Below are 22471 nucleotides of genomic sequence, written 5' to 3' on the forward strand. Positions count from 1 at the left end.
CCGGACATGGCGACGGCCACGCACGAGTCGCGCGTGGCCGTCGAGCACGAGGGCGAAGCCGTCAGGGGACGACGTCGAGCGTCGCGTCGTCCGCGCTCCCCCTCGTCGCGGTGCCGGCGGCGACGGGACCGCCGGCAGGATCCGGAGCGACCTCGGGCGCTCCGTCGCTGCCCGGACCGGCGGAGACGACAGCGCCGAGTCGCCGTCCGCGCAGCCAGTACGCGACGCCGAGAACGACGAACCACAGCGGCGTCACCAGGAGGGCCTGCCGCGTGTCGGGCTCGAGCGCCAGGATCGCGATCATCGCCGCGAAGAAGCCCAGGACGGCCCAGCAGGCCACGATGCCGACCGGCATCTTGTAGACCGACGCCGCATGCCTCTCCGGCGACCTGCGCCGGTACACCAGGTAGGACACGACGATGAGGCCCCACACGAAGATGAACAGCACCGACGCGACGGTCGTCGCCAGCGTGAAGGCGGCGATGATCGAGTCGGTCGTGTACAGGAGGATGATCCCCGGCACCAGGCAGGTGCAGGAGAACACCAGCGCCTTCGCGGGCACCCTGCTCTTCGACAACCGTCCGAACGCGCGCGGCGCCATCCGGTCCAGCGCGAGCCCGAAGAGCATCCGCGACGTCGAGAAGATGCCGGCGTTGGCCGACGACGACGCCGACGTGAGGACGACGAAGTTCACCACCGAGGCGGCGGCTCCGAGCCCGGCGAGCGCGAACATCGACACGAACGGGCTCACTTCCGGGTCGATCGACCGCCACGGGGTGACGGCCATGATCGCCGCCAGCGCACAGATGTAGAACAGCATCACGCGCACGGGGATGGCGTTGATCGCCTTGGGCAGCGTCCGCACAGGGTCCTTGGTCTCGGCAGCGGCGGTGCCGACGAGTTCGATCCCCAGGAAGGCGAAGAAGGCGATCTGGAATCCGGCCAGGAACCCGCCCGCGCCGGTCGGGAAGAAGCCCCCGTCGGCGACCATGTTCGTGAGCGACGCCTGATGCCCGTCAGGGGCGACGAACCCGGTCACGATCATGATGATCGCCACGGCGATGAGCGCGACGATCGCCACGATCTTGATGAGCGCGAACCAGAACTCGATCTCGCCGAACAACCGGACGGCGATCAGGTTGAGGCCGAGCAGCAGGGCGACCAGGACGGTCGCCGCGACCCACTTCGGCAGGTCGGGCCACCAGAACCGGACATACGCCGTCACGGCGGTCAGATCGGCGACGCCGATGACGATCCAGCAGAACCAGTAGGTCCAGCCGGCGAAGAAGCCGGCCCACGGACCGAGGATGTCCTCGGCGATGTCGCGGAACGACTTGTACTTCAGGTTGGACAGCAGCAACTCCCCCATCGCCCGCATGACGAAGAAGAGGAACGCGCCGATGATGGCGTAGACGAGCAGGATCGACGGACCGGCCAGGGAAATGGTCTTCCCCGAGCCCATGAACAGACCGGTGCCGATGGCACCGCCGATCGCGATCAGTTGCAGATGGCGGTTCCCGAGACCGCGATGGAGGGTCTGCTCGCCCTCCGGAACGGGATCCGCGTCGTGGGCGGGATGGTCGTGTGAACGCATGGAAACTCCTTTGTCTCCGCGTGCGGCCGCCGTGGGGCCGGCGCACGCTCGGGGTGGGACCGGCCGTCGTGGCCGGACCGGAGCACAGGCATGCCGGTGTACAGGCCTGCGGGGCGCGATCCAGCGATTCGGGACTGGACCGGGCACGGGGTTCGGCGGAACGACACCGCACGCGGACAGAGGCCGCGCGGATCGTCGGGACCCACCGGCCGGCTGATGAGGGGGTTGTGCCGGCCGGTGGGCGTCGTCCCGCCGCGTCAGGCCGCGAGCACGTGCTCGATCGGCGTGTAGCTGTGCTCCCAGGCCGAGGCGACAGGTTCGCTGGTGAGCTGACCGGCCGTCGTCGACAGGCCGCGCGCGAGGGTCCGGTCGGCGCGCAGCGCGTCGATCCAGCCGAGATCGGCGATCCTCGTGACATACGGCAGGGTCGCGTTCGTCAACGCGTAGGTCGACGTCACGGGGACCGCGCCGGGCATGTTCGCGACGGCGTAGAACACGCTCTCGTGCACCCGGTAGATGGGCTCGGCGTGGGTCGTCGCGTGGGTGTCGGCGAAGCAGCCGCCCTGGTCCACGGCGATGTCGACGAAGACCGATCCGGGCTTGGCCTGCGCGACCATCTCGTTGGTCACGAGCTTCGGCGCGCGTGCGCCCGGGACGAGCACGGAGCCGATGACGAGGTCGGCGTCGCGGACGGCGTCCTCGATCGCGTACGCGGTCGACATGAGCGTCTTGACGCGGCCCTGGAACTCGCTGTCGATATCGACCAGGCGCGATGCGCTGATGTCGAGGACGGTGACGTCCGCGCGCAGCCCGAAGGCGACCTGCGCCGCGTTGCGCCCGGCGGTGCCGCCGCCGATGATGACGACCTTGCCCGGCGCGACGCCCGGCACGCCCGGAAGCAGGATGCCGTCGCCGCCGTGATGCTTCATGAGCGCCTCTGCGCCGACCATGGTCGACAGGCGTCCTGCGACCTCGCTCATGGGCTGGAGGAGAGGGAGGGCGCCGGTGTCGGTCTGGACGGTCTCGTAGGCGATGGAGGTGACGCCCGAGGACACGAGGGCGTCGGTCTGCGGCTGGTCGGCCGCGAGGTGGAGGTAGGTGAACAGCACCAGGTCGGGGCGCAGGTACTGGTATTCGGCCGCGATCGGTTCCTTGACCTTCACGACCATGTCGACGCCCGACCAGAGGTCGGCGGCGGTGGGAACGATGGTGGCGCCGGCGCGCGAGTAGTCGTCGTCGCTGATCGCAGATCCGAGGCCTGCCCCGGACTGGATGAGCACCGAATGACCACGCTGGGTGAGCTGATGCGCGCCGGCCGGCGTTATGGCGACGCGGTTCTCCTGCATCTTGATCTCTGTCGGGATTCCGACCTTCATGGATGTGCCCTTTCTGATGTCACCTGACGCGGCCTCATTGCCACGTCTTGCGGTGGGACGAGTCTTGGGGCGCCCGGGGACGGCTGGAAGGGGTCTTGTTGCCGCGCCGAGGATCCTTCGACTACCCTGCGCGAATGGGCAGCAAGGAGTCCCGATCAGACGACCCCCGGTCGAAGAATCCTCGGGGACTGGACGCCACAGACATCCGCATCCTCCAACTGCTCATCGCGAACGCCCGGCTGACGTACCACGCGATCGCCACCTCCCTCCACATCGCCGAATCGACGGCGCACGCACGGCTGGCGGCTCTGGCGGAGCGAGGGGTCGTCCGCGGCTACCACGCCGATGTCGACCTCGCGGCTGTGGGCCGGCCGATCCAGGCCCTCATCCAGGTTCGGCTGCAGGAGCGTTCCCGCGACCGATTGCAGCAGGAGGCCGACCGCCTCAGCGCCGCCCCCGGCGTTCTCGAGGTGTTCTTTCTCGCCGGTCAGAGCGATCTGGTGGTGCGCGTGGCCTGTGGGGGGCCCGAACAGTTGCGCGACTTCGTTCTCAACGAGCTCAGCCGCCACGCCGCGGTGGCGGCGACCGAGACATCGGTCATCCTCGAGCACACCCGCGGACGCGGTCCGCTCATCGAGATCTAACGACGGCCCGGTCGACGGGGGCATGCCGACACCGCGTTGACAAGGGGAGACCTCCTCGGCGACTAGGATTACGCGCCGTGGGCCCGACATCGGGTCGTGGTCACGCGAAGGAGCGACCGTGAATGTCCTCATCCTCCAGTCCAGTCGATTCGGGCACACGTTGCGCATGGCGGAGCGGATCGCGGAACGCCTGACCGAGGCGGGCATGGCTGTCACGGTCGGGGACCTGGCACGGCATCGCTCCATCCCGCTCGACGATGTCGACGCCGTCGTGGTCGGCGCCTCCATCCGATACGGATACTTCACACCCGCGCTGAAGTCGTTCGCGGCCCGCAACGCGGACTTCCTGAACTCCCACCCCACGGCGTTCTTCGGCGTGAATCTCGTCGCGACCAAACCCGGCAAGGACACCGTCGACACCAACGCGTACACCTCGAAGTTCCTTGCGGCGACCCCGTGGCGCCCGACGGTGCGGGAGGTGTTCGCCGGCGAGTTGAACTATCCGGCCTACAACCCCGTGGACCGGTGGCTCATCCAGCTCATCATGAAGCAGACGGGCAAGCCCACCGACCCCACCGTCCACATCGACTACACCGACTGGGACAAGGTGGACGAGTTCGCGCACCGTTTCGCGGCGGCGGTGTCCGGCCCGTCGTCCTGAGGGTGGTCGGCCCGCCTCCCACGGCGTGGACGAGCACCGGACGGTGACGCGCGCGGGGGCAAGGGATTACGCTGTGCGCACCCGATTCCCGGGACTCCGGAACGGACGAGGAGACGCACCCATGGCCGTGATGTTCCACACCCCGCCCGCCTGGCCCGCGCCCCCCGCCGGATTCGTCCCGCCCGCCGGCTGGCAACCGGACCCGTCCTGGGGCGCGGCCCCGGCCGGCTGGGTCTTCTACACCGACAACGGGGCACCGGTCGCACCTCCCCCCGGCGCCTGGCAGCCGCCGGCCCCGGCTCCGCAGCAGCCCGGACCGTACGGTCCACCGCCCGGCTCGCCCGCGCAGCAGGGTTTCGGGGTGCCGCCGCAGCAGCCTCCCGCGCCGGCCAAGCGGTCCCGTACGCCGCTTCTGATCGGCATCGGAGTCCTCGTCCTCGTGCTCGCCCTGGGCGCCGTGTTCGCCGTGCTGTGGAACAGGTCGCGAGTCGCCGACCCGTCGCCGCCGGTGTCGTCGACGACGACGACAACCGAGGAGGTCGATGCCGGGCCGACGCTCACCCTGACACAGTTCGACGGCATCTACGAGCTCGGCGAGACCTTCCAGGGCGCGACGGTCACCGACCGCTGGACGAGCGCCAACTCTCCCACGCCGCGGTCCAATGCCTGCGAGCAGATCCTCATCGACGTCGTGCTCGGCGCCTCGGACCTGATCATCAGCGAGACGACCGAGGGCAACATCAACGCGGGCCGCTACCTCACACCGGCCGCCGCCGCCGGTGCGTTCGCCGATGTCACGGCTCACTGCAGCGATCGGGGATCCGGCACGCTGGAGGGCGGCAGCTACCTCAACACCGACTTCAGCAGCGGCTCCGGCACGACGCACGCCGTCGCGGTGGCCTACGGCAATGTGGTCATCATCGCCTACGTGCGCGACACCCCTGCCGACGACTCGATCGCGCGTGAACTGCGCGACGAGGTCGCCGACGCGGCCTCCTGAGTGCGCGCGCGGTTCAGCCGCGCACTTCGAAGGATCGCATCCGCTCCGGTTCGACCTCGGCCACCTCGACATCGGTGACCTGCGCGTACCGGGGACCGTGCTCCAACCATGTGAGCATTCGCGCGACCCGTTCGGGTGCGCCTTGAACGAGGCACCGCACCGTACCGTCGAACTCGTTGCTGACCCATCCCGTCAGTCCGAGATCGGTGGCGGCATTCAGCGCCGACCACCGGAATCCGACACCTTGGACGAGCCCGTGAACGACGACCGAGCGGGCGACAACCTGCCTGGTCATGACACTATCCTGCCTCAGAAAACCTGCTGCGGGGCGCGGTCGGGCGATGCGACGATGACCCGGTGACCGAGGATGTGCGCGGCCGGCTGCTGCGAGAACACGACGAGCAGGTGCGCTGCAGCGCGGAGGTGGACGGCGCCACCGATGTCGCCCGCATCGGCCCCCTGTGGCTGGGACGGTTCGGGACGCGCGGGTTCGTCTCGTACCGCGACCTCGACGGCGCCACAGGCGGCGCCGTCGACACGCTCATCGGGGCGGCGATCGCCCATTTCCGAGCCACGCCCGAGGTACGGCGATTCGAGTGGAAGACGCGCGGTCACGACGCTCCGGCCGATCTGGAGGATCGGCTCCTCGCGGCCGGACTGAGTCCCGAGCCGATCGAGACGGTCATGGCCGGGGCCGCGCACAGGCCGGCGGGGGACGTCCGGCTCGGCCCGGAGGTCACCGTGCGCCGCCTGACGCCCGGGCCCGGACTCGCGGCGGAGGTACGCGCCGTGGGCGTCCTGCACAAGAACGTCTTCGGCCCCGGCTCTCCCGATCTGGACGCCGACGTCCTCGCCGCGCTCACCACCGCGCCGGAGCGCAACGAGGTGTGGATCGTGGAGACCGGCGACCGGCGCGTCGTCGGGGCGGCGCGCCTGAGCCTGCCGCCGGGCACCCGGTTCGCCGGACTGTGGGGCGGCGCGGTCGATCCGTCCTGGCGGCACCACGGCCTGTACCGGGCACTGACGGCCGCCCGCGCGCGGTCGGCGCTGGCCATGGGCGCCACCCACGTCTACGCGGAGTGCACCCCGGCCAGCCGCCCGATCCTGGAACGCTCCGGTCTGCTGGCGATCACCACCACCACGCCGTACGTGTGGACGGCCTAGGATCTGCCCGTGGCGGGCGTCCTCCCGGCGCTGTCTCCGCCGTGTGCCCGCTCACGGCTGCACCCGCCCCGGAAGGGTGAGAATCTCGACCCCGTCGTCTGTCACGGCGATCGTGTGCTCACTGTGCGCGGTCCGGCAGCCTGTCGCGCTTCGGAGCGTCCAGCCGTCGGCATCGGTGACGAGTTCGGCGGTGTCGGCCATGATCCATGGTTCCAGCGCCAGGAGCAGTCCGGGGCGCAGTCTGTACCCGCGACCGGGTCGCCCCGTGTTCGGGATGTGCGGGTCCTGGTGCATCGTCGATCCGAGGCCGTGTCCGCCGAACTCGGTGTTGATCGGGTAGCCCGCCTCGTCGAGGACCGAGCCGATGGCATGGGAGATGTCACCGATGCGAGCGCCCGGTCCGGCTGCGGCGATCCCGGCTGCCAATGCGCGCTCGGTCGCGCTGATCATCGCGGTGCTCTCGGGAGAGGTCGCATCGCCCACGATGAAGCTGATGGCGGAGTCCGCGACGACTCCGGAGCGGGCGATGGCGAAGTCGAGCGTCAGGAGGTCTCCGTCGGCGAGGGCATAGTCGTGCGGGAGCCCGTGGAGCACGGCGTCGTTGACCGACGTGCAGATGTAGTGCCCGAACGGCCCCCGCCCGAAGGAAGGCTCGTAGTCGACATAGCAGGAGCGGGCCCCGGCCTCGACGATCAGGTCGTGGGTCCATCGGTCGATGTCCAGAAGGTTCACCCCCACCTCGCAGCGACTCCGCAGCGTTTGCAGGATGCCGCCGACCAGGGCGCCGGTGTCCCTCGCATGTGCCAGTCCGGTGGCGTTCAGGATCTCGATCATGTGGCCCCTCTCATGCCAATAACTATCCCGGCCATGTTATACCGGTACTAGAATCCCAGCCATGGTCAGGTTGCCACTCAGTCCCGCAGAGATCGAACGCGGCCGCCGTCTCGGCGCCCTCCTCCGCCGGGCGAGGGGGAACCGTTCGATGCTGGACACCGCGCTGGACGCCGGCGTGTCCCCGGAGACCCTTCGGAAGATCGAGTCGGGGCGCGTGGCCACCCCCGCCTTTCCGACCATCGCGGCGATCGCCGCTGTTCTCGATCTCTCCCTCGACGACCTCTGGGCCGAGATCAGCAGGCCCGACCCGGCCCGGCAGGCGGGTTCAGACCGCCCTGCGCGCGAACGCCTGGCGTCCTAGGCCGAGGCGGGAACCGGTGCCGACGCCGCGCGCGGCTCCGGTCTCCTCACGCCACGACATTGGCCAGGGCCTCCCCGTCGGCGTAGCGGCGCACCTGGTCACGCAGCAGACGGTGATAGTGCACGAACTCGATATCGGTCGTGCTCCCCACATGCGGCAGGACGATCGCATTGGGAGCGTCCCACAAGGGGTGTTCGGGAGGAAGCGGCTCGGGATCCACCACGTCGAGACCCGCCGACACCCGTCCTGACGCCAACTCGGCGAGCAACGCGCCGGTATCGACCACCGAGCCCCGCGCGGTGTTCACGAGCACCGCGCCGTCCTTCAGCAGCGCGAGCATCCCGGCGTCGAACAGCCCGTCCGTCTCCGGCGTCGACGGGCACTGCAGGATGACGACGTCGGCCTGCGGCAGCAGCTCGGCGAGTTCGGATGCCGGATGCACGACCGGGTCGGTGCGGGGCCGCCGCGCCACACGGACGACGCGGGCAGGCTCGAACCCGGCCAGGCGCGCCTCGATGGCCGCCCCGATCCTGCCGTAGCCGAAGATGAGGACGCTCTTCCCGGCCAGGCCCGGGGTGCGATGCCAGTTCCACTGGTGAGCGTTCTGGGATGCCTGGAATCCCGGCAGGTCGCGCAGCAACGCGAGGGTCAGCAGGACGGCGGTCTCGGCAGTGGCGGCATCGTGAACACCGGCCGCGTTGCAGATCGCGAGGCCCGGGCGTCGCACGGGCAGCGCGTGCTCGAACCCGGCCGAGCCGAGCTGCAGCACCTCCAGACGCGGCATCGACGGCACCCTGGGCACCCACGCCCCGGCGGTTCCGGCCTTGTTCAGGGGCGCGAAGAACGTGATCCGGCCGAGCGACGCATCCGGGAACGGAGCATCGGGGGACGGCCAGAAGACGTACTCGACCTCCGCCGGCAACGGGCCGAGGAACACCTCGGCCTCCTCGCGCGACGAGAACGGGATACAGGCCACCTTGCTCATGCGCTGTTCTCCTCTCACTCCGGCCCGCTCAGCGGCGGACCTCGATCCCGGCGGCGGCCATGGCCGCCTTGACCTCAGGAATGCCGAGCGTGCCGTAGTGGAACACGCTCGCGGCGAGGACCGCATCGGCCCCCGCCTGCGCGGCCGCGACGAAGTCGGCGGCGGTGCCCGCTCCGCCCGAGGCGACGATGGGAACGTCCACGACGGCACGCACCGCCTCGATCATCTCGATGTCGAAGCCGGCCGTGGTCCCGTCCGCGTCCATCGAGTTGAGCAGAACCTCACCGGCTCCGCGATCCACGGCCTCCTTCACCCATGCGAGCGCGTCCAGCCCCGCCGCCCGGCGACCGCCGTGCGTGGTGACGCCGAAACCGGAGGGGTGGCCCTGCTCGCGGCGCGCATCGAGGGACAGCACCAGCACCTGGTTGCCGAACCGTGCCGCGATCTCGTCGACGACCTCCGGGCGCCGGATCGCGCCCGTGTTGATGCTCACCTTGTCGGCGCCGCTGCGCAGCAGCAGGTCGACATCGGCGACGGAGCCGACGCCACCGCCGACGCACAGCGGGATGAAGACGGACTCGGCCGTGCGCCGCACCATGTCGCGCGTCGTGTCGCGCCCCTCCGCGGAGGCGGAGATGTCGAGGAACGTGACCTCGTCGGCTCCCTCGGCGCTGTACCGGGACGCGAGTTCGACAGGATCGCCCGCATCGCGCAGGTTCAAGAAGTTGACGCCCTTGACCACCCGTCCTGCGTGGACATCCAGGCAGGGGATCACCCGTACAGCGACGCTCATGCCCCGACCCTAGCCGGATACCCGCACGGGGTCACTCGAATCGGGGCCGGGCGGCCGGCGATGGCTACAGTGCGATCATGACCTCGATCGACGAGTCGTTCCTCGCCCTGCCGATCGCCGACCTGGCCGCCGTGGCGCTTCAGCGCGCGACCGACCTGGGGGCGGCCCACGCCGACGTCCGCGTCCACCGCAAACGGGTCGGGCGACGGATGCTGCGTGACCTCGAACTGGACAGGGCCGGCGACGACAGCGTCCTGGGCCTGGCGGTCCGTGTCGTGCACGGCGGCGCGTGGGGATTCGCCTCCGGCATCACACTCACCGCCGACGCGGCCGCCGCCCTCGCCGAGCAGGCGGTCGCGACGGCGAGGGTGGCCGCTGCGCTGACCCCGAGACCGGTCGAGCTCGCGCCCGAGCCCATGCACACGGGCGACTGGGCGGCGCCCTCCGAGATCGATCCGTTCACCGTCGACGAGACCGAGCGCCTGGGCAGGCTGCGCGACCTCTCCGAACGGCTGCTGGCCCACCCCTCCGTCACGCACACCCGGACCATGCTCGTCTACGTCCAGGAGACGACGGCCTACGTCGACACCACGGGCACGGACGTCCGCCAGCAGAGGGGTCGCATCTATCCCGCCTTCGAGGCCGTCTCGGTCACAGCCGACGGGTTCTCCTCGATGCGTACCCTCGCACCCCCGACAGGCCGTGGGTGGGAGTACCTGACCGGCACCGCCTGGGACTTCGATGCCGAGATCGCCGAGCTCGGCGACCATCTCGCCGCGCACGTCGCCGCCCCGAGCGTCGAGCCCGGCCCGACCGATCTGGTCATCGCCCCCACCAACCTGTGGCTCACGATCCACGAATCGGTTGCCCACGCCACCGAGCTCGACAGGGCCCTCGGCTATGAGGCGGCGTACGCGGGCACGTCGTTCGCGACGGTCGACAAGCTCGGCAGCCTGCAGTACGGGTCCGCAGCGATGAACGTCACCGGGGACCGGACCACCGAGCACGGGATGGCGACCGTCGCATGGGACGACGAGGGCGTGGCCGCCCAGCGGTTCGACATCGTCCGCGACGGCGTGCTCGTCGGGTACCAGCTCAACCGGCAGATGGCCGCCGAACGGGGCCTTGGCCGCTCCAACGGCTGCGCCTACGCCGACTCGCCCGGCCACATCCCGCTCCAGCGGATGCCGAACGTCAGCCTGGAGCCCGCACCCGACGGCCCGGGGCTGGCGGAGCTCATTTCCCGCGTGGACGACGGGATCCTCGTCGAGGGCGACAAGTCCTGGTCGATCGACATGCAGCGCTACAACTTCCAGTTCACGGGCCAGCGCTTCCACCGCATCCGCAACGGGCGTCTTGCCGGGCAGGTCCGCGATGTGGCCTACCAGGCGACCACGACCGACTTCTGGGGGTCGATGGAGGCCGTCGGCGGGCCGCAGACGTACCTGCTGGCCGGCGCCATCAACTGCGGGAAGGGCCAGCCGGGCCAGGAGGCGGCCGTCAGCCACGGGTCGCCGGCCGCCTTGTTCCGCGGCATCAACATCCTCAACACCGTCGCCGAGGGAGGCCAGTGATGCCCGTCGCAAGCTGGATCGAGGACGCGTTCTCCGCGCAGCGCAGCAGCGAACTCACCGTCATCGTCACCGAGACCTCCGAGGCCAATCTTCGCTGGGCGCACAACTCGCTCACGACCAACGGGCAGATGCACGACAGGACGGCGACCGTCATCGCCTACGACGTCACGGGCGACGAAGCCGCGACCGCCGTCGTCAGCGGTCCGCTCCCGTTCCGGGAGGCGCTGCTCGACCTCGTGGCGCGCGCCACCGACGGTCTCGCGAAGGCACCCCGGGAACAACCAGGGACGCTGCCCGCCGGGCGCGCCGACGCCGGCTTCGCCGCCCCCCATCCGGCGGAGCAGGCGGGCATCGAGGTGCTGGCCGGCATCGCCGCGGACCTCGGAGTCGCCTTCGGCGCAGCCCGTGAGAGCCAGGCCTTCTTCGGGTTCGCCGAGCACCGGCTGACGACGACCTGGCTGGCGACGAGCACGGGCACGCGGCGCCGCCATGTCCAGCCGGCAGGACGGTTCGAGCTCAATGTGAAGGACTCCGCCACCGGCGGCTCGGCCTGGGTCGGCGCCGCGACGCGCGACTTCACCGACGTCCGGGTCGGATCCCTCGTGGCCGAGGCGCTGCGCCGGCTGGAGTGGTCGCGTCGCAGGATCTCCCTGCCGCCGGGACGTTACGAGACGCTGCTGCCCCCGTCGGCCGTGGCCGACCTGATGCTCGACGCGTACTGGGCGATGAACGGACGCGACGCCGACGAGGGACGCAACGTCTACGCCGGACCGCGGACCGGGTCCAACCGGATCGGCGAACGACTCGCGGTGCTGCCCGTCACGATGGCCAGCGACCCGCACGAGCCCGGCATGGAGCTGGCCGACTTCGCCGTCGTCCCGGCCTCCAGCGACGGCATGGTCTCTGTCTGGGACAACGGAGCCCCGGTCGACCGCGTCGAGTGGATCCGGGGCGGGACGCTGGAACGCCTCGTCCGCACCCGCGCAGGTCACCGTGCATCCGGGGAGACGACGCCGTGGGCGTTCCCCAGCGAGAACCTCGTCATCGACACCGGCAGCGAGGACACGCTCGCCGACATGATCGCCGCCACCGAGCGCGGGCTGCTGCTGACCTGCCTGTGGTACATCCGCGAGGTCGATCCCGAGACGCTCCTCCTCACCGGCCTGACCCGTGACGGCGTGTATCTCATCGAGGACGGCGAGGTGGTGGCGGAGGTCAACAACTTCCGGTTCAACGAGTCTCCGATCGGCCTGCTGCGACGCGCGACCCAGGCCTCCGTGGCCGAACGCACTCTGTGCCGGGAATGGAACGACTACTTCCTGTGGACGGTCGCGCCGGCGCTGCGCATCCCCGACTTCAACATGTCGACCGTCTCGCAGGCCACCTGAGCGACGCGGGAGCCCCGCCGCCCACGACGCGGTCGGGGCGGCGGCCCGAACGCGCCGTCTGCACTTGTGCGGACCTTCGCGACGACGGGCCGCGACGGGGAGGGACCGCGCTAGGTTGAGATCATGACGCTTTCCTATCGACCGCTCGGGCACAGCGGCCTGATGGTCTCGAAGGTGGGTGTCGGCACGAACGCCTTCGGGGCGCGCGTCGACCAGGCGACCACCACCGAGATCGTCTCGGCCGCCATCGACCAGGGCATCAATCTCTTCGACACCGCCGACCTCTACGCCGACGGGCGGAGCGAGGAGTTCCTCGGCAACGCTCTCGGCAGCCGTCGCGAGCACGTGATCCTGGCGACCAAGTTCGGGCTCACCCAGGCCCCCGGGGAGCCCTGGGACGCGATCGGGTCCCGGCGCTTCATCCGCCGCGCCGTCGAGGCGAGCCTGCGCCGCCTGGGCACCGACTACATCGACCTGTACCAGATCCACCGCCCCGACCCGGGCACGCCGATCGCCGAGACGTTGCGGGCGATGGCCGCGCTCGTCGACGAGGGCAAGGTCCGCTACATCGGGTGCTCGAACTTCTCCGCGTGGCAGGTCACCGAGGCGCACTGGGCGGCTCGCGAACTCGGCATCGAAGGGTTCGTGTCCGCGCAGAACGAGTACTCGCTGTACAACCGATCCGCGCAGCTCGAGCTCACCCCCGCCTGCGCAGCGGCCGGGATGGGCGTCCTGCCGTACTATCCGCTCGCGGCAGGCCTGCTGACCGGCAAGTACCGGCGCGGCGAGGCCGCCCCCGAGGGCAGCCGACTCGCCCATCCCAGCCAGGCGAAGAAGCTCACCGGTGCCGATTTCGACAAGGTCGAGGCGCTGGCGGCCTACGCCGAGGAACGCGGGATCCCCCTGCTCACCCTCGCGATCTCCGGCCTCGCCGCCCAGCCGATGGTCGCCTCGGTCATCTCGGGTGTGAGCCGTCCCGAGCAGATCGCGGTGAACATCGAGGCGGCGTCCTGGGAGCCGACGAGCGCCGACCTGGACGCCCTCGACGAGATCCCCGGCCTCCACGCGGGTTCGTACACGGGCTTCGCGACGTCCGACCCCAACCCCTACTGGCTCAGTCGCCGGCTGCGCTGACGTCGACCACGCCGCGCCGCATCCGGTACACGACCTCCCGGCACGTCGCCTGCAGGTCGGTCCCGGCTGCGGCGACGGCGACCTGGCCCGCGAAGTCGATGACCTGGCGTGCCCAGCGCACGAAGTCGCCGGCCGTGAGACCCGACAGATCCAGCACCTCGGTCAGCGGCCGTCCGGCACACCAGGCGAACGCGGCCTCCGCGAAGCCGATGTCGGGGTCGCGTCCCTTGTCGACCTTGAAGTCCCGCTCGACGTCGGCGACGTCGCGCCACACGCGCCGGACCGCCGACTGGACGGCCTCGCTGGCGCGATCGGGCATGCGACGCGGTGCGCCGTCGCCCGCACGGGACTCGTAGACCAGACTGGACAGGACGGCGGCCACCTGCGGGGCGTCCAACGCGTCGAGCAGCCGTCCTCGGAGGCACTCCGCCGTCACGAGATCCAGTTCCGTGTACAGGCGGGCGAGGACGCGCCCGCTGTCGGTGACGCGGTTTCCGTCGAGGTAGCCGAGCGATTCGAGGACGCCGCAGATCCTGTCGAACCTCACCCCGATGGTGTTGGTGCGCCGGTCGATCTGCGCCTGCAGGCGATCGGTCTCCCGCTCGATGCGCAATGCCTGCTCCGCCCATCGGGCGTGGTTCTCGCGGTCGGGGCAGTCGGCGCACGGGTGCGCGGCGAGAGCGGCGCGCAGCTCGACGACGCGGGCGCGTGCCGCCGCGTCCATCGCGGCGGGTTCGTAGCGCTCCGGCTGCGGGTCGAGTTCGGCGAGCCGGCTGCGAAAGGCCGCCTGCAGGCTGCGGCGGGCATCGGGCCGGCGCGGGTCGAAGTGCTTGGGGATGCGCACGCGACCGGCGACCGCGCCCGGGGTCGGGAAGTCGTCGGGGGTGAGTCGCTTGACCTGGCGGTCCGCGGTCAGCACGAGCGGTTTCGGCCCCTGCCTGTCGGAGGCGTCGCCCGGATCGATGACCACCACCCATCCGGCCCGCCGACCGCCGGGGACGAACAGGATGTCCCCCGGCTTGAGACCGAGCAGCACATCGTGCGCCTCGGCTCGCCGGTCGGCCTTGCGCTGCCGGGCGGCGGCCGTCTCCACGGCTCCCAGCTCCGATCGCAGCCGTGCGTACTCGGCGAAGTCGCCACGGTCGCAGGCCGCTTGCGCCAGGTGCTCGGCGATGAGCCGACGGTTCGTGGCGACCGTCCGCGAGACGCCCACGATCGACGCGTCGGACTGGAACTGCGCGAAGGACTGCTCCAGCAGCAGCCGTGCCCGTTCCCGGCCCGCCGAGCCCACCAGGTTCACGGCCATGTTGTAGGTCGGGGTGAAGGACGACCTCAGCGGGTAGGTCCGCCGCGACGCGAGCCCGGCCAGGGCCCGCGGGTCGAGCCCGGGCTGCCAGCACACGACGGCGTGACCCTCGACGTCGATGCCGCGGCGTCCGGCCCGCCCCGTGAGCTGCGTGTACTCCCCGGGGGTGATGTCGGCGTGGGTCTCGCCGTTGTACTTCACGAGCCGCTCGAGGACGACGGACCGGGCGGGCATGTTGATGCCGAGGGCCAGCGTCTCGGTCGCGAACACGACCTTGACCAGCCCCTTGCCGAAGGCCTCCTCGACGCACTCCTTGAACGCGGGCAGCAGACCGGCGTGGTGCGCCGCGATGCCTGCCCGCAGCGCGTCGGCGAACTCGTCGTAGTGCAGCGCGGCGAGATCGGCCGGGTTGAGCCCCCCTGCGTGCCGTCGGGCGATCTCGTCGAGCTGGGCGGCCTCGGCCCGCGTGGTGAGCCGGAGCCGGTCGCCCAACAGGTGCCGGACGGCCGCGTCGCATCCCTGCCGGGAGAAGATGAAGTAGATGGCCGGAAGAAGACCGGCCGCGTCGAGTTCCCGAACGACGTCGGACCGGCGCGGGACCAGGGAGCGCGACCGCTCCTGCCGGTCGCGGGCCGCTGCACCGCCGAAGCTGCCCGATCCGTACCTGGTGTGCGTCATCCCCTTGCCGCTGCGGCCACGCGGACGTCGTGCATCGTCGCGGACCCCGCGCGCCTCCTGCTTGGCGATCCGCACCAGCTCGGGATTCACCTCCGTCTGTGCGACGCCCTCGCCCGCGAACAGGTCGTAGAGCCGCCTGCCCGCGATGACGTGCTGGAAGAGCGGCACGGGGCGGCGTTCGGACAGCACGACCCTGACGTCGCCACGCACTTCGTTCAGCCAGTCGCCGAACTCCTCGGCGTTGCTGACGGTCGCCGACAGGGATACGAGCTGGACGTCGGGCGCCAGACCCAGGATGACCTCCTCCCACACCGCTCCGCGGAACCGGTCGGCGAGGTAGTGCACCTCGTCCATCACGACATAGCCGAGATTCCGCAGGGTCGGGCTTCCGGCGTAGATCATGTTCCGCAGCACCTCGGTCGTCATGACGACGACGGACGCCTCGGAGTTGACGGTCGTGTCGCCGGTCAGCAGCCCGACCCTGTCGGATCCGTACCGGGCGACCAGGTCGCGGTGTTTCTGGTTGGACAGCGCCTTGATCGGCGTCGTGTAGAAGCACTTGCGTCCGCCGCCGAGGGCGAGGTGCACCGCGAACTCCCCCACCACCGTCTTGCCCGCGCCGGTCGGTGCCGCGACCAGGACCCCCGACCCCGCCTCGACGTACCGGCACGCCTCGACCTGGTAGGGGTCGAGCGGGAAGTCGTAGCCTGCTGCGAACGCGCGCAGCTCCGGGCTCTCGGCAGGCAGATCGGGCACGTCAGGGAACATACACGGTGAGCGCACGAGGAACCGCGCGCAACCGGAGCGGCACGTTGCCGAGCTCCTCGCCGTCGGCCATGCCGTACAGGCCCTCGCCGTCGACGAGCACCTCGCGAGCACGCAGCCGCTCCACGCACGGATCCTTCACGAACGTGCCGTCGTACATCGACGGCAGCAGCCGCACCAGGGTCATCCGGCTGACGGGGTGCACGATCGTGATGTCGAGCAGCCCGTCGGCGACGTCGGCGCTGGGGCAGATGCGCATACCGCCGCCGAAGACGCCCGCGTTTCCGACGGCGACGAACATGGCCGGGATCGACCGGGGGTGACCGTCGATCATCAGCCGGTACGGCAACGGCTCCCAATGACGGGTCTCGGCCAGCGCCGCATACCCGTACGACAGCGGGCCGAGGTTCATGCTCACGCTGTTGGCCCGCCGGTTCACCCGCCCGTCGTAGCCTGTCGAGACCACCGCGCCGACGAACCGGCGCTCCGCCCCGCCCACGAGCGGCCCCTGCGCCTCGGTGAGGTCGATCCGCTGCGTGCGTCCCTGCACGACGACCTTGGTGGCGCCGAGAGGGTCCGCCGGGACGCCCAGCCCGCGACAGAAGTCGTTGCCGCTGCCGGCCGGGATCAGGCCCACGGGGACGTCGGTCTCGGCCGCGGCGTTGAGCCCGAGGTGCATCATCCCGTCGCCGCCCATCACGAGCAGCGCGTCGGGCCGGTGCCCCTCGATCCGGGGCCGGGCGTGGGCGACCGTGCTGATGCAGCGGAGCCGGGCCTCGTCGTAGCTGGACGTCTGGAACACCCGGAGCTGCGCACCCGGGATCTGGGTCAGAAGCTGGGTCGCCACGCGTGGCAGCAGCCGCTGAGCCCGACCGCGCCCGGCGGTCGGGTTGACGACAAGAGTCAGGGTCGGCCCGTTGTAGCTCGTCAGCACGCGCTCAGAGTTCCACAAGCAGGTCGGATTCGGCCAGCCGCTTGGCTTTCCTCTTGTCGAGCGAGCGGCAGACGACCTCGGCGGCGATGTACAGGACGGCCATCGGGACGGCGATCGCGCTCATCGAGAACGGATCGGTCGACGGCGTGACCACCGCTCCGAAGACGAAGCAGCCGAAGACCGCATAGGCGCGGAACTTGCCGAGAGAGGCCCCCTTCACCACGCCGGCGAGGTTCAGCCCGACGAGGAAGACCGGCAGCAGGAACGCCACGCCGGAGGCCAGCATCAGTTGCAGCAGCATCACGAGGAACGAGTTGATGTCGAGCATGTTGGTGACCTCCACCGAGTCGGGGGTGAAGGTCAGCATGACGGCGATCCCCTGCGGCAGGATCAGGTATCCGACGACGATCCCGGCGAGGAACAACGGCACCGCCGCACCGATGAACAACAGCGCTGCCTTCTTCTCGTTCTGCTTCAGGCCCGGCATGACGAACGCCCACACCTGATACAGCCAGAACGGGCTGGACAGGACGATCCCCGCGGCGGCCGTGACGCGCATGGCGAGGGCGAAGGGCGCCACGATGCCGATGTTGACGACCGAGGTGGAGATGTCGGGGCGCGACACGCGCAGGGCTTCGACCGCCGTCGACCACGGCTGCAGCAGCAACGCGTACAACGGCTGGTAGAAGAAGGCCATGACGATCATGCCGAGGATGATCGAGACGATCGCCGCAACGAGCCGGTATCGCAGCTCGCGGAGATGATCGCTCAGCGACATGACGCCGTCGGGCGGTACCGGCGGCGGCTTGAGCCACGCGAGGCTGAACCTCTTGCGTGCCACGGAACTCGATCAGTCGTTCGGCTTCTCGGAGGGCGGCTCGGCCTCGACAGCCTTGGGAGCGGCCTCGGTGCCGGCCTGCTCGGCCTTCTCCTTGGCGTCCTTGGCGCTCAAGCCCTGGGTCTCCTCCTTGAACTCGCGGATGGCCCTGCCCGCGCCCTTGCCGAGCCCGGCCAGTCGCGCACCCGCGGTGCCGCCGAAGATCAGCAACGCGACGAGGGCGATGATCACCCACTCCATGCCCCCCGGCAAACCCATTCTGCGCACCCTCCTCGAAGAAACCCCTGCCAAGTCTAACCGTGGTAGGCCTCGGGCCGTTCCAGCCGGTCGAACTCGATCTGCTCCAGCAGCGTCGACAACTCCTCGGCCTGCACGCCCAGGCGCTGCAGCTCGAACATGAGATCCGATGCCTTGTGCCACAGCCAGATCCCGTACATGACGAGCATGATCACGCCGGCGACGGCGATGCCTCCGAAGATCAATGCCCACATCATGGGGACGACACTAGTCCATCCGCCGGACGTTCCGACCGTCCCGGAAGACCCGCCCGGGGGGATCACGATCCGGCGAGGCCGGCCCCGGCGTAGGCGGCGAGGGCGGCCCGCGCGGCCTCCCGCACGGCCGCCGCCGCATCGTCCTCGACGACCGTCGCGTCGCCGCCCAGTCGCAGCAGGAGCGCATCCAGCCAGCCCTGGTCCAGCACCGACAACTCGACACGCAGCCCACCGGGCGTCTCGGCCACGGACCGGACCGGATAGTACTCGGCGACCCAGCGCGCGGGCCGGTCGAGCATCAAGGTGACGGTCGTGCCCCGCGCCAGCCAGTCGGTGTCGTCGGCGGGTGGTTCGGGATGTGCGCCCACCGGCCGGCCTGTCGGCGTCGCCTCGGCGATCCGGTCGAGCCGGTAGGTACGCCAGGCTCCGGCATCGTGGCTCCATGCCCGCAGGTACCCGACGCCGTCCCGCGTGTAGAGCTGGGCAGGGTCCACGACGGGCTCGGTCGTGCTCCCCCGCCGCGCGCCGTCGTACACCAGGCGCACGGCCTGTCCGTTCTCGATCGCCGCGTTCAGAGCATCGCGGACGTCCTCGCGGCCGCTTGCGAGGACGACCTGCACGATCTCGTCGGCGGCCGGCGCGGCGCCGCTCAGCTTCGCGATGGCGGCGTCGACCACGGCCGCCTGTTCCCCGGCGGCGAGTTCCCGGACGGTTCGCAGCGCGACGGACAGGCTGAGCGCCTCGTCGGGGGTGAACCGCATCGGGCGGGCGAGGAACGACGCGTTCGAGAGGTGGATCACGCCCTCGCTGTCGAGGGCGTCCATGTCGATCTCGGTGAGCAGCCCCGGGCCGGGGCCGACCATCCACAGCACTTCGAGGTCGGACCTCACCTGACGGGCGGTGACGCCGAAGACCCGTGCGACCTCCGCGACCGCCACGCCTGGGTGCTGCAGCAGATACGGGGTCAGCGCCAGAATGCGGCGCACCTGCTCCTGGGAGGTCATGCCGCCCCCGCGACGCGCCGCAGCCCCGCCAGCACGGCCTCGCGGAGCGGCGCCGGTTCGAGGACGAGGACGTCGGCGCCGTCCGATCGGAGAATCCCCGCGAACTGTTCGAGATCGGCGAAGGGGACGCGGTATGGGTCGTACCCGGCCGGCGCGGCGATGTCGGTGGCACGCGTGCCCTGCCTGCGCACGGCGGGAGCGCGTCCGGGCCGGATCGCCAGCACGGCCTCGGCGACGGGCGCATCGGGCGCGAACCGCGCGGTCAGCGCGTCCAGGTCGACATCCTCGGGGACGGTGTACGTGACGGCGGTGATCGTCACGTCGGAGGAGATCCGCGACAGCCGGAACATCCGGGGCTGGCCTTTGTCGACGTCCCGCCCGACCACGTACCAGGCGCCGTTGCGACTGAGGATGCGCCACGACTCCACGGTGCGCACTCGGCCGGGGCCCTTGTACGCGAAGCGCACCCGACGGCGCGTCGCCGTGGCGCGCCACAGCGGCAGGAACGCGGGCTCGTGCGCGGTCATGGTCGGCGCGAGGGCGGCGATGCGGTCCGCGTCGACCTCGACGCCGGCGGCTCGCAGCTTGGCCACCGCGGCCACCGTCGAATCCGCCATCGCCGCCTGCTCCCACACGTGGGCCGCGATCGCGAGGATCTGCGCCTCGGCGGCGGTGAACGAGATCGGCGGGAGTTCGAACTCGCTGCGCGCGATGCGGTAGCCGACCTCGTCGTCGAACAGCGACGAGTTGCTCCCTGTCTGGATCGGCACGCCGAGGGAGCGCAGTTCGTCCTTGTCCCGCTCGAACGCCCGCTCGAAGGCCTCGTCGGAGAGCCCCGCGTATCCTTCGACGCCCTCGCGGATCCGGTCGCGCCCGACGTACCGGCCTGCGCTGAGCAGATAGAGGGTCAGGTTCAGGATTCTCTCGGACTTCGCTCTCGCCACGAACACCCCCTGCCCTCGGCGGTGACGTTACCATCACACGAGTCGGTCCACAGGCGCATCGGGGAGGGACACGTGGCAGGCAGATTCGCGCCCAGCCCGACGTCCGACCTGCACGCGGGCAACCTCCGCACCGCCCTGCTGGCCTGGTTGTTCGCCCGCACGACGAGCCGCGAATGCGTGCTGCGCGTGGAGGATCTCGACCAGCAGCGGGTCGCGGCGGCGCACGGCGTGGCGAACCGGCAGGTGGCCGACCTCGCCGCCCTCGGGCTGCGCTTCGACGGGGACGTGTGGTGGCAGTCGTCACGACGCGACGCCTACGGCGCGGCCGTCGCCCGGCTCGGCGGCGACGTGTACGAGTGCTTCTGCACGCGGCGCGAGATCGCCGAGGCGGCCGGAGCGCCGCACGCCGACGGGCACCGCCCCTATCCCGGGACCTGTGCGACGCTCACCCCCGCCGAGCGCGCGAGGCGCCGGGCGGCGCGCCCCCCGGCCCTCCGGGTTCGGGCGCGCGGGGTTGTGCAGACGATCCGCGACCTGTACGCGGGCGAGGTCACGGGCACGGTGGACGACTTCGTCCTCGTCCGCAACGACGGCGTCGCCGCGTACAACCTGGCCGTGGTCGTCGACGACCTCGCGCAGGGTGTGGATCAGGTGGTGCGGGGCGACGACCTGCTCAGTTCCTCCCCGCGCCAGGCCTGGCTGGCGCTACGGCTCGGCGGGACGCCGCCGGAGTATGCCCACGTCCCGCTCGCGGTCAACACCGAAGGGGTCCGGCTCGCCAAGCGTGACGGTGCGGTGAGCCTCGCGGATCTGGGCCGGCTGGGTATCGCGCCGGCCGCCGTCCTGTCGTGGATCGCGGAGTCGCTGGGGCTGGCCGCTCCGGGGGAGTCCGTCACGGTGGAGGTTCTCGCGGAGCGGTTCGACCCCGCCGCACTCCCCCGCTCCCCGTGGGTGGTGCGCCCCCCGCAGCCCGGCGACGCCGTCGGTTGAGACGCGCCGCGGCGCTCAGCCGGCCGCGTACAGGATGTCGATCACGTAGACGAGCGTGTCGCCCGCCTCGACCTTCGGGGCGCGACGACCGGTCGGGTAGGCGAGCCCGGGCGGGATGACCAGCAGGACGCGCGAACCGACGGTCTGCCCCGGCAGCCCCTGCTGCCACCCGCTGATGAGGCTGCTGAGCGCGGAGGTCTCACCGGTCGTCCAGTTCTCCTCGACGACTTCCTTGGTCTTCCAGGACACGCCGGTGTACTTCACGAGGACCGTCGAGGACGACGTCAGCTTGGCCCCGTCCCCGGTGATGAGCGTCTGTACCTGCAGGGTCGCCGGCGGGTCGGCGTCGGGGATGGTGATGGTGGGCTTCCCGTCGGCGAACGTCACGGTCGGCAGGCCCTCCTTCGGGGTGACGGCCGTCCCGGACGCGACCTCGTAGGAGGTGTCGAGGATGTCCACGACGAACAGGATCGTGTCGCCGGTCTGGATGCTGCCGTCGGACGAGCCGCCGTTCGCGTCGTAGCCGTCCTTGCCGGGGATGCCGATGAGGATCCGGCTGCCGACCTGCTGCCCGAGCAGGCCCGTCTTGAAGCCGGTGATCACCTGGTCGATCGCGAACTCGGCGGGCGTGCCCCCCGAGAACGACTCGTCGAAGACCGTGCCGTCCCGGCCGTTGACGCCGTAGTAGTTGATCTTCACGATCCCGTTGGCGGGGACCTTCCGCCCTGTGCCGGCCTTGAGCACCTTCACCATGGTCTCGCCGACGTAGAAGGGCTTCGCGAAGGTGACCGTCGGCGTCGCGCCGACGTCTCCCTTCACCGTGATGCTGCTCAGGTCCTTCGCTGTGGCCACCGCCGATGCGGTCGGCGTCGTCCCGGCCGTCGTCCCGGTCGTTCCGGTGGGGCTGGGGCTGGGCGATGCGCAGGCCGCGAGGGACAGCGCGAGCGGGATCAGACCGGCGATCAGGACGGCGCGAGCTTTCGACACGCGTTCGAGGGTACCGGACGCCG

At 70.7% G+C, this 22471-nt stretch carries 23 protein-coding genes; 9 read left to right on the forward strand and 14 right to left on the reverse strand.

The features are described from left to right. Positions 1–61: 61 nt before the first annotated feature. Both cycA and ald read right to left on the reverse strand, forming a co-directional pair. Positions 62–1594 (reverse strand): D-serine/D-alanine/glycine transporter, encoded by a 1533-nt coding sequence (gene cycA / locus G555_RS20165; RefSeq protein WP_084635286.1) that lies wholly within the window; start codon positions 1592–1594, stop codon positions 62–64. 257 nt (positions 1595–1851) lie between these two features. Beyond that, positions 1852–2970: an alanine dehydrogenase gene (gene ald, locus G555_RS0113930; protein ID WP_028709332.1), complete on the reverse strand. Its 1119-nt coding sequence runs from the start codon at positions 2968–2970 to the stop codon at positions 1852–1854. 134 nt (positions 2971–3104) lie between these two features. On the opposite strand from ald, the gene G555_RS0113935 reads away from it, so the two are divergent. The 3 genes from G555_RS0113935 to G555_RS21450 all read left to right on the forward strand — a co-directional run bounded on the left by G555_RS0113935 (position 3105) and on the right by G555_RS21450 (position 5275). Then, positions 3105–3614 (forward strand): Lrp/AsnC family transcriptional regulator, encoded by a 510-nt coding sequence (locus G555_RS0113935; RefSeq protein WP_028709333.1) that lies wholly within the window; start codon positions 3105–3107, stop codon positions 3612–3614. Positions 3615–3732: 118 nt separating this feature from the next. Next, positions 3733–4275, forward strand: a complete 543-nt coding sequence (gene hemG, locus G555_RS0113940; protein ID WP_028709334.1) for a menaquinone-dependent protoporphyrinogen IX dehydrogenase — start codon at positions 3733–3735, stop codon at positions 4273–4275. Between the two features lie 121 nt (positions 4276–4396). Continuing rightward, a complete protein-coding gene (locus G555_RS21450; RefSeq protein WP_028709335.1) occupies positions 4397–5275 on the forward strand; it encodes a hypothetical protein in 879 nt (292 codons plus the stop codon). Positions 5276–5288: 13 nt separating this feature from the next. On the opposite strand, the gene G555_RS0113950 is transcribed toward G555_RS21450, so the two are convergent. Continuing rightward, entirely contained in the window at positions 5289–5570 is a 282-nt protein-coding gene (locus G555_RS0113950) for an acylphosphatase (RefSeq protein ID WP_028709336.1), read from the reverse strand. A gap of 62 nt (positions 5571–5632) precedes the next feature. Between G555_RS0113950 and G555_RS0113955 the strand changes: the two genes are divergently transcribed. Further along, positions 5633–6439 (forward strand): GNAT family N-acetyltransferase, encoded by an 807-nt coding sequence (locus G555_RS0113955; RefSeq protein ID WP_028709337.1) that lies wholly within the window; start codon positions 5633–5635, stop codon positions 6437–6439. 51 nt (positions 6440–6490) lie between these two features. On the opposite strand, the gene map is transcribed toward G555_RS0113955, so the two are convergent. Next, on the reverse strand, positions 6491–7273 hold the full coding sequence (gene map, locus G555_RS0113960) for a type I methionyl aminopeptidase (protein ID WP_028709338.1): 783 nt from the start codon (positions 7271–7273) through the stop codon (positions 6491–6493). A gap of 61 nt (positions 7274–7334) precedes the next feature. On the opposite strand from map, the gene G555_RS0113965 reads away from it, so the two are divergent. Then, a complete protein-coding gene (locus tag G555_RS0113965; RefSeq protein WP_028709339.1) occupies positions 7335–7634 on the forward strand; it encodes a helix-turn-helix transcriptional regulator in 300 nt (99 codons plus the stop codon). 46 nt (positions 7635–7680) lie between these two features. Here G555_RS0113965 and G555_RS0113970 read toward each other — a convergent pair whose 3' ends face one another. Together G555_RS0113970 and hisF are read right to left on the reverse strand one after the other, a co-directional pair. Further along, complete coding sequence (locus G555_RS0113970) at positions 7681–8619, reverse strand: NAD(P)-dependent oxidoreductase (RefSeq protein WP_084635287.1); 939 nt, start codon at positions 8617–8619, stop codon at positions 7681–7683. 28 nt (positions 8620–8647) lie between these two features. Further along, the gene (hisF, locus tag G555_RS0113975; protein ID WP_028709341.1) at positions 8648–9412 is read right to left on the reverse strand and encodes an imidazole glycerol phosphate synthase subunit HisF; all 765 of its coding nucleotides are present in this window, start codon (positions 9410–9412) and stop codon (positions 8648–8650) included. 77 nt (positions 9413–9489) lie between these two features. Here hisF and G555_RS0113980 point away from each other — a divergent pair, with 77 nt between their 5' ends. The 3 genes from G555_RS0113980 (at position 9490) to G555_RS20175 (ending at position 13508) form a co-directional block, all read left to right on the forward strand. Next, positions 9490–10986, forward strand: a complete 1497-nt coding sequence (locus G555_RS0113980; protein WP_036923143.1) for a TldD/PmbA family protein — start codon at positions 9490–9492, stop codon at positions 10984–10986. Next, positions 10986–12374 carry a metallopeptidase TldD-related protein gene (locus G555_RS0113985; protein ID WP_036923145.1) on the forward strand — a complete coding sequence of 463 codons (1389 nt, stop codon included), beginning with the start codon at positions 10986–10988 and terminating at the stop codon, positions 12372–12374. The genes G555_RS0113980 and G555_RS0113985 overlap by 1 nt, the downstream gene beginning before the upstream one ends. A gap of 123 nt (positions 12375–12497) precedes the next feature. Next, positions 12498–13508: an aldo/keto reductase gene (locus tag G555_RS20175; protein WP_051209254.1), complete on the forward strand. Its 1011-nt coding sequence runs from the start codon at positions 12498–12500 to the stop codon at positions 13506–13508. Here G555_RS20175 and G555_RS0113995 read toward each other — a convergent pair. The 7 genes from G555_RS0113995 to G555_RS0114025 form a co-directional block, all read right to left on the reverse strand. Further along, positions 13489–16248, reverse strand: a complete 2760-nt coding sequence (locus G555_RS0113995) for a DEAD/DEAH box helicase (protein WP_425413850.1) — start codon at positions 16246–16248, stop codon at positions 13489–13491. The genes G555_RS20175 and G555_RS0113995 overlap by 20 nt on opposite strands. A gap of 1 nt (position 16249) precedes the next feature. Beyond that, on the reverse strand, positions 16250–17191 hold the full coding sequence (locus G555_RS0114000; RefSeq protein ID WP_028709345.1) for a diacylglycerol/lipid kinase family protein: 942 nt from the start codon (positions 17189–17191) through the stop codon (positions 16250–16252). Positions 17192–17195: 4 nt separating this feature from the next. Continuing rightward, entirely contained in the window at positions 17196–18032 is an 837-nt protein-coding gene (tatC, locus tag G555_RS20180; protein ID WP_051209260.1) for a twin-arginine translocase subunit TatC, read from the reverse strand. Between the two features lie 9 nt (positions 18033–18041). Then, positions 18042–18287, reverse strand: coding sequence for a Sec-independent protein translocase subunit TatA/TatB (locus G555_RS20185; RefSeq protein WP_051209263.1), 246 nt, complete (start codon positions 18285–18287; stop codon positions 18042–18044). A 35-nt stretch (positions 18288–18322) separates the two neighbouring features. After that, positions 18323–18523: a hypothetical protein gene (locus G555_RS0114015; RefSeq protein ID WP_028709346.1), complete on the reverse strand. Its 201-nt coding sequence runs from the start codon at positions 18521–18523 to the stop codon at positions 18323–18325. Between the two features lie 62 nt (positions 18524–18585). Continuing rightward, positions 18586–19527 (reverse strand): helix-turn-helix transcriptional regulator, encoded by a 942-nt coding sequence (locus G555_RS0114020; RefSeq protein ID WP_028709347.1) that lies wholly within the window; start codon positions 19525–19527, stop codon positions 18586–18588. Next, a complete protein-coding gene (locus G555_RS0114025) occupies positions 19524–20471 on the reverse strand; it encodes a helix-turn-helix transcriptional regulator (RefSeq protein WP_028709348.1) in 948 nt (315 codons plus the stop codon). Before G555_RS0114025 ends, G555_RS0114020 begins: the two co-directional genes overlap by 4 nt. Before the next feature lie 72 nt (positions 20472–20543). Between G555_RS0114025 and gluQRS the strand changes: the two genes are divergently transcribed. Then, on the forward strand, positions 20544–21461 hold the full coding sequence (gluQRS, locus tag G555_RS0114030; RefSeq protein WP_245581284.1) for a tRNA glutamyl-Q(34) synthetase GluQRS: 918 nt from the start codon (positions 20544–20546) through the stop codon (positions 21459–21461). A 15-nt stretch (positions 21462–21476) separates the two neighbouring features. Here gluQRS and G555_RS0114035 read toward each other — a convergent pair whose 3' ends face one another. Next, a complete protein-coding gene (locus tag G555_RS0114035; RefSeq protein WP_051209266.1) occupies positions 21477–22448 on the reverse strand; it encodes an FKBP-type peptidyl-prolyl cis-trans isomerase in 972 nt (323 codons plus the stop codon). Positions 22449–22471: the final 23 nt, after the last annotated feature.

Origin of the sequence: Propionicicella superfundia DSM 22317, assembly GCF_000423465.1 — a bacterium.
GTDB lineage: Bacteria > Actinomycetota > Actinomycetes > Propionibacteriales > Propionibacteriaceae > Propionicicella > Propionicicella superfundia.